Below are 7,245 nucleotides of genomic sequence, written 5' to 3' on the forward strand. Positions count from 1 at the left end.
ATGTGAGGATAGAGTTTTTAATTCACGATGATTCGATCATAGGCCGTGACAGCGATGGCAGCCTGAATGAAGATTACTGCAAATGGTGTTACGCTGACGGTACCTATACCTACAGCGATATGGACGAACTGATCGATGTCTGTGTCAGAAATATGGTAAGCGAAAATTTCACAGAAGAACAGGCGCGCTCATACATGAAGGAACTGCTCCCGAACTGGTTCTCTATAAAAAAAGGTAAGCTGCCGTAAACAGCAGAAGAGCTACAAACTACCCAATTGTTCTACTGATAGCATAAGGTTATGAATAGAAAAAGTCTAAGTTATCACTTATGATAAAAAAATAACAATAATGATAAAAAAATAACAGATAAATTTCTAGTGAAAAAGCCTTGTTTCATAAAAAAAGCCATTCTTTTTGATAAAAATATACAATAATAGCTGGATAAAATAAATGATTTGTGCTACATTTATATAGACAGTAATTATAGAACCAAATTATCGAAATTTTATTGTTTTTTTCTTAACAGTGCAGAGGGGGAAAGAAAGGATAAAAAAGATAAGTATGCAGGTTCAAATATTTCATAAGGAAGGTGAGCAATTGGAAAACTATACTAAGTACAAGCTGAAAAGCAGTGATGAACTTACATCAGTGCTGAACGGCAGGGACAACCTGTTTGTGATTGCCTGCAACAAGTGTTTCAAAGAATTTGAAACCGTTGACGAACCAGATTGCGGAGAGTTCCTGGAATTTGCTGCGGAGCAGGGAAAAACCGTCACAGGCAGTGCAAAATTTGATTTCTTATGCAATAAGATGCACACAGAAAGAAAATTACAGGATCTGATTCCAGAAGGTACAGAGAATGTAGTAGTAATTTCCTGTGGTCTTGGTATTCAGACTGTTGCGGATCTGGCTGGCAAGCCGGTTATTGCCGCAAGCAATACCCTTAACTACAGAGGCCATCATGGCATGGCACTTACGAAGAAGAGCTGTGATGCATGTGCACAGTGTTATCTGAACGTTACCGGAGGCGTCTGTCCTATCGTCGACTGTTCTAAGAGTCTTGTAAATGGACAGTGCGGCGGAGCAAAGAACGGAAAATGCGAAGTGGATCCGAACAAGGACTGTGCATGGGAAAAGATCTACCAGAGACTGGCAAAACAGGGCCGTCTGGAAGAATTCCTCAATCAGCCGGTGCAGGTTCGTGATTTCTCCAAAGTTAATTTCAAGGTTATCAATGATTATGTCAAATCTATCAGAGATAACAGACTGAACGGATACTATGGCGGTGTTCATCCATCAGAACACAAGGAATTCAGTGAGCATATCGATCTGAAGAGATTCCCGGATCCGAAGACCGTTGTGATCTCCATGTCACAGCATCTGGGAGCTCCGGCTAACCCGATCGTTCAGGTAGGTGACACAGTGAAAGTCGGCCAGAAGATCGCTGAAGCAGCCGGATTTATCAGTGCGCCGGTACATTCCAGCGTAAGCGGAACTGTAGTAGCTGTTGAACCTCGTATGCATGGTACAAGAGGCAGTGAAGTGATGGCAGTTGTCATCGAATCAGACGGAAAGAATACTCTGCACGAATCCGTACAGCCTCATAAACCTTTAGATGAACTTACACCAGATGAGATCATTGAGATTGTAAAAGAAGCAGGAATCGTTGGTATGGGTGGAGCAGGTTTTCCGACCTGTGTCAAACTGAAACCAGCCAAACCAGTTGATACCATTCTCCTCAATGGATGCGAATGTGAGCCATATTTAACAGCAGACCACAAGGTTCTCCTTGAGTTTGCAGATGACATTATTTTTGGTCTGAAAGCAATCCTCAAGACAACAGGTGCCGGGAAGGGTATCATTGTCATCGAGGATAACAAGCAGGATGCCATCGAATTAATGCAGGAAAAAGTTGCCGACATCGGAAACATGGAAGTTTTTGTTGCAAGAACCAAATACCCACAGGGTGCTGAAAAAACTCTCATCAAGCGCGTTATGGGCAGAAAGGTTCCGAGCGGCGGTCTCCCGGCAGATGTTGGCGTTATCGTAGATAATATCAGTACCGTAAAGGCAATCTCTGATGCGATCCAGAAAGGTATGCCGCTGATCGAGCGTGTTACAACAATCACAGGCGAGAAGATCAAGAATCCTGGCAACTTTATTATCAAGATCGGTACAAGCGTAAGAGATCTGATCGATTATTGTGGTGGATTTACAGATGATGACGTACTGGTCAAGATGGGCGGACCAATGATGGGATTCCCTCTGAATACACTGGATGTACCAATGATGAAGGGATCCAACGGTATCATCGCTATTGATACAGATGAGACAAAAGAGCAGCCATGTATCAAATGTGGACGCTGCGTAGACGTATGTCCGATGGAGCTTTCTCCTCTGTATTTCGTAAAATATGCCAAAGAAGAGAACTGGCAGGGCATGAAAGACATGAGCGTTATGGATTGTGTTGAATGTAGATGCTGTCAGTACATCTGTTCTTCCAAGATTCCGATCATTAACAGTATCAAAGCCGGAAAAAATGCAGTAAGGGGGATGAAGTGATATGTTGATTACCCAGTTAAAAGCAAAAGAAACGATCACATCACTGGCAGCCGGAAAAAAGGTTTTTATCATTAACTGCCACGGATGTAAAGAAGTTCGTTTTCCGGAAAAAGAAGCTGTTGAACTTCAGAAGGAACTTGCCGCTGAAGGAAATGTAACAGGGATCATGACAACTGATTATATCTGTAATCCGGAAAATATGGAATTACGTCTTAAGAAACATATGAGCAAGATCCAGGAAGCAGATCTGGTTCTGGTATTCTCCTGCGGTGTTGGTGTGCAGACCGTTGCGGAATATCTGGATGACAAGATGGTCTGTGCAGCCTGTGATACATACCCGGTACCTGGTTTCCAGGGTGTGACACCATTAGAGTACAAATGTGACCAGTGTGGTGAATGCTACCTGAATCTGACAGGTGGAATCTGCCCGATCACAGCATGTTCCAAGAGTCTTGTCAACGGCCAGTGCGGCGGTTCCAAGAACGGAAAATGCGAAGTAGACAGTGAGATGGAATGTGGATGGGAACGCATCTACAGACGCCTGAAAGAGATCGGACGCCTTGACGCACTGAAATGCCCGACACAGATTCATAATTTTGCGACAGATGATGAAGTAAAATAATCAGAAGCCTGATAAATTATAATTTATAATGATTGGAGCAATGTACAATGAAAATGAAAGAATTATTCGACCGTGGTGAATTTGTAGTTTCAGCAGAAGTAGGACCGCCGAAAGGAATCCATGTAGATGAACTGGTAGAGGAAGCCAAAACATATCTCAAAGGTGTTCATGCAGTTAACGTAACAGATAACCAGTCTTCTGTTATGCGTCTTGGCTCTCTTGCAATGTGTAAAGTACTTAAGGATGCAGGAATGGACCCGATCTTCCAGCTTGCATGTCGTGACAGAAACCGTATCGCTCTGGAGTCTGATCTCTTAAGTGCTGCAATGTTCGGTATTGAGAACATTCTCTGCCTGACAGGCGACCATACAAAGATGGGCGATCATCCGCAGGCAAAACCGGTATTCGACCTTGACTCTGTATCTCTTCTTCACACAGTGAAGCTCCTGGAGTCTGGTGTAGACCTTGGTGGAAATGAACTGGTTGGTGAGCCGCCGAAGTTCTCCAAGGGTGCAGTTGTATCTCCGTGTAGCGATTCCGTTGACGCACAGCTTGCCAAGATGGAAAGAAAAGTTGCAGCAGGTGCAGATTACTTCCAGACACAGGCTGTATTTGAGCCGGAGAAATTCATCAAATTCATGGAAAAAGCAAAACAGTTCGGCAAACCGGTACAGGTTGGTATCATCATTCCGAAGTCTGTTGGAATGGTAAGATTCATGAACAATAACGTTGCCGGCATTCATGTTCCGGATGAAATGATCGAAGAACTGAAAGCAGACAAAGAAAAGACAAAAGCAGGTATCACAGGTGTTGAGATCGCTGCACGTATCATCAAAGAGTGCAAGCCATACTGTCAGGGTGTACATATCATGGCACTTGGCTGGGAATCCAAGATCCCGGATCTGCTGAAACTGGCTGAGATCTAAAAATAAATCTATGATCTGAGTAATTACAAATTATTACAGACTATCATAAAAGCTATCTGAATTTCGGGTGCAGACTCTGCATCCGAAGCAGATAGCTTTTTTTATGAACAAAAATAATATGAAGAAAAACTTCAATATAATGCGAAAATATGCTATATTTTTAAGATAAGAGACAGAGAGATAAAGGAGAAATACAATGGGAATCGTAGTAATCGGAGATGTTTTCATTGATATCAAGGGATATTCCACATCCCCTTATATTCCGCAGGGAAGAAACGCCGGAACAATCGTGCAGATTCATGGAGGAGTAGGACGTAACGTTGTAGAAGATATTGCAAACGTAGAACTGGAGCCGACTTTTGTTGGAGCAGTTGACGATGATGCGATGGGTGAAGAAGTTATCCAGAAACTGAAAAGACATAAAGTGAATACCAAATATATGCGAAAAGCAAATAACGGCATGGGAACCTGGCTGGCAGTATTTAATCATGAAGGTGATGTGGTTGCATCCATTTCAAAGAGACCAGATCATCGAACGATTGAAAGAATTCTGGATGAACATGGCGATGAGATCTTTAAGGATGCAGACAGTATCGTAATAGAAATCGATTTGGAAAAAGAAATCGTCAAAAAAACCTTCGCCTATGCAGAGAAATACAACAAGAAAGTTTATGCGATCGTATCTAACATGAGCATTGCAATCGAGCGAAGAGATTTTATCCGAAGAACTGCATGCTTTGTCTGTAACCAGCAGGAAGCGGGTATTCTGTTTTCAGAGAACTATGAGAATGTGACACCGGAAGAGATGACGGATATCCTTGCAGATCGTATCCGTTCTGCCAAAATTCCGAAGATGGTTGTGACCATGGGCGGAGATGGTGCTGTTTATGCAGATCAGGAGGGAGATAAGGGCGTTTATCCGGCGCTCAAAGTAGATGTTGTGGATACAACCGGAGCCGGAGATTCCTTCTTTGCAGGTGTCTGCATGGGACTTACTTACGGCAAGACATTACGCGAAGCCTGTGGAATCGGCACCAGACTTGCATCAACCGTCATTTGTACATCAGAAAATATCTGTCCTAGATTTATGCCAGAAGAATTCGGACTTGAGAGGTAAGAGAAAATGAACAAAGAAAGTATTATTATTGGAATCGCCGGAGGTTCCGGATCAGGAAAATCTACTTTTACAAACAGGATCAAAGAACGTTTTGGTGACAAAGTTGTGGTCATTTATCACGACAATTATTACCGCAGACAGGATGGAATCCCATTCGAGAAACGTGTCAAAGTAAACTATGATCATCCGGATTCACTGGAAACAGATCTTCTGGTGGAGCATCTGAAACAGTTAAAAGCCGGGAAATCAATCGAGTGTCCAGTTTACGACTACAGCCAGCATAATCGTTCAGATAAGGTGATCACGATCAAGCCAAGACCGGTCATCCTTGTAGAAGGAATCCTGCTTCTTGCAGATCCGAGGATCCGTGATCTTCTCGACATCAAAGTATATGTGGAAGCTGATGCAGATGAGAGAATCCTGCGCCGTATCTCCAGAGATGTTGAGGAACGTGGAAGAGATCTGAACGGAATCATCGAACAGTATCTGACGACTGTAAAACCGATGCATTATCTGTATGTGGAGCCGACAAGAGCAAAGGCTGACATCGTGATCAACAGTGGAAAAAATAATATCGCATTTGATCTGTTTGCATCAAAGATCGAACAGCTTCTGAGAGACAGGCAAAGTTAAATCATGGAAAGTGATAAGGTGAACGAAGAAAATAATAAAGAAGTAGTTCTTGCAGAGTACAGCGATAAAACATTGCATAAACTGATCAAATCCGGCATGTGGAAAATGTACTGCAGCCGTGATTTTTAGATTGTCAGTGTGGAATGGAGCGATGAACTGAGACGGATGGTAGGATACCAGAATGAAGAAGATTTTCCGAATAGTGAGCGTGTTTTTTCGAAAGAGTTCATCCGGATAACTGGGAAAGAATGATGCAATTATATAGAAAAGCTCTTCGTGATACCAGCGGAAAAATCATCTACGATACAGAATTTCGTATACGCACAAAAAGCGGCGAGTACCGCTGGTTCCGTTCAACAGGGCGCATGACACGCAAAAAGTGGGGAAGAGCAGGTGTCTTCTATGGAATGCTCATGGACATAGATGAGAAAAAGAAGACCGATGCCAAGCTGTTATGGCGTGATACCCTGGCGGATGTTATGACGCAGAACCTTGACAGCGTATATATCATACTGGATAAACGCAACCGTGATTCTCTGTATGTAAGTCCAAGTATCGAAAAGATTTTTGGAATCAGGAAAGACATTCCGCATCCGCTTCTTGCTGTACAGGATCTGGAACAGCCGGAATCGGACGATTTTTCGATCGAAGAGGTTAAGAACCTTCCGGAAGGTCAGTCGCAGATCAAGGATTCCTGGATCATACCAGTAGGAGAAACGAAGGCAAAAATGTTCCAGAAAACACTTTATCATGTTGTGCGTGGCAGAGAAGACCTTCTGACCTTTGAGTTCGCAGATCATACACATGAGCAGGAAATTCGTAAAAATATTGAGGACGCACTGGAAATCGCGAAGAGTGCCAACGCCGCCAAGAGCAGTTTCCTGTCGAATATGAGCCATGACATCCGGACTCCGATGAATGTGATCGTGGGGCTTTCGAACCTGATGGAGCATGAACTGGATAATCCGCAAAAAATGCGGGAGTATATCCAGAAGATCCAGACTTCCAGCAACCACCTTCTGGGCCTTATCAATGATGTGCTTGATATGAGCAAGATAGAGAGCGGCGAAAACAGGATGAACATTGAGACGTTTGATCTTACCGAACAGATCAGAGAAATTGACATGCTTATCTATGCCAAATATCGTTTTGTGATCACAGATAATGGAATTGGAATGAAAAAAGAGTATCTGGAGCATATCTTTGAACCATTCAGCCGTCAGGAAAATTCCGTCACAAACCGTGTACAGGGAACGGGACTTAGAATGGCAATCACCAAAAATATCGTCGATATGATGAGCGGCATTATCCAGATAGAGAGCGAAGAAGGAATAGGAAGTACCTCCGAGGTTATTTTTGAAGACTGCGCGCCGCATTCTCGTTAC

At 43.1% G+C, this 7,245-nt stretch carries 8 protein-coding genes and 1 pseudogene; all 9 read left to right on the forward strand.

The annotated features are described in order from the left end of the window. The coding region (locus WMO75_RS18290) for a zinc ribbon domain-containing protein (protein ID WP_349078687.1) at positions 1-248 on the forward strand (248 nt) is incomplete at its 5' end. A gap of 349 nt (positions 249-597) precedes the next feature. Beyond that, entirely contained in the window at positions 598-2,562 is a 1,965-nt protein-coding gene (rsxC, locus tag WMO75_RS18295) for an electron transport complex subunit RsxC (protein ID WP_118699642.1), read from the forward strand. A gap of 1 nt (position 2,563) precedes the next feature. Continuing rightward, entirely contained in the window at positions 2,564-3,184 is a 621-nt protein-coding gene (locus tag WMO75_RS18300) for a methylenetetrahydrofolate reductase C-terminal domain-containing protein (RefSeq protein WP_118254487.1), read from the forward strand. A 47-nt stretch (positions 3,185-3,231) separates the two neighbouring features. Beyond that, complete coding sequence (locus WMO75_RS18305; RefSeq protein ID WP_118699643.1) at positions 3,232-4,110, forward strand: methylenetetrahydrofolate reductase; 879 nt, start codon at positions 3,232-3,234, stop codon at positions 4,108-4,110. A 196-nt stretch (positions 4,111-4,306) separates the two neighbouring features. Continuing rightward, positions 4,307-5,227 (forward strand): carbohydrate kinase family protein, encoded by a 921-nt coding sequence (locus tag WMO75_RS18310; protein ID WP_118699644.1) that lies wholly within the window; start codon positions 4,307-4,309, stop codon positions 5,225-5,227. A 6-nt stretch (positions 5,228-5,233) separates the two neighbouring features. Next, positions 5,234-5,860 (forward strand): uridine kinase, encoded by a 627-nt coding sequence (gene udk, locus WMO75_RS18315; protein WP_118699645.1) that lies wholly within the window; start codon positions 5,234-5,236, stop codon positions 5,858-5,860. A gap of 3 nt (positions 5,861-5,863) precedes the next feature. Further along, positions 5,864-5,989 carry a hypothetical protein gene (locus WMO75_RS18320; RefSeq protein ID WP_264466956.1) on the forward strand — a complete coding sequence of 42 codons (126 nt, stop codon included), beginning with the start codon at positions 5,864-5,866 and terminating at the stop codon, positions 5,987-5,989. A gap of 101 nt (positions 5,990-6,090) precedes the next feature. Further along, a pseudogene (locus WMO75_RS18325) lies at positions 6,091-6,915 on the forward strand (histidine kinase dimerization/phospho-acceptor domain-containing protein); the annotation flags it as partial. Between the two features lie 69 nt (positions 6,916-6,984). Beyond that, on the forward strand, positions 6,985-7,245 hold a 261-nt coding region (locus WMO75_RS18330), incomplete at its 3' end, for an ATP-binding protein (RefSeq protein WP_349078688.1).

This window comes from Blautia intestinihominis (genome assembly GCF_040096655.1).
Lineage (GTDB): Bacteria > Bacillota > Clostridia > Lachnospirales > Lachnospiraceae > Blautia_A > Blautia_A intestinihominis.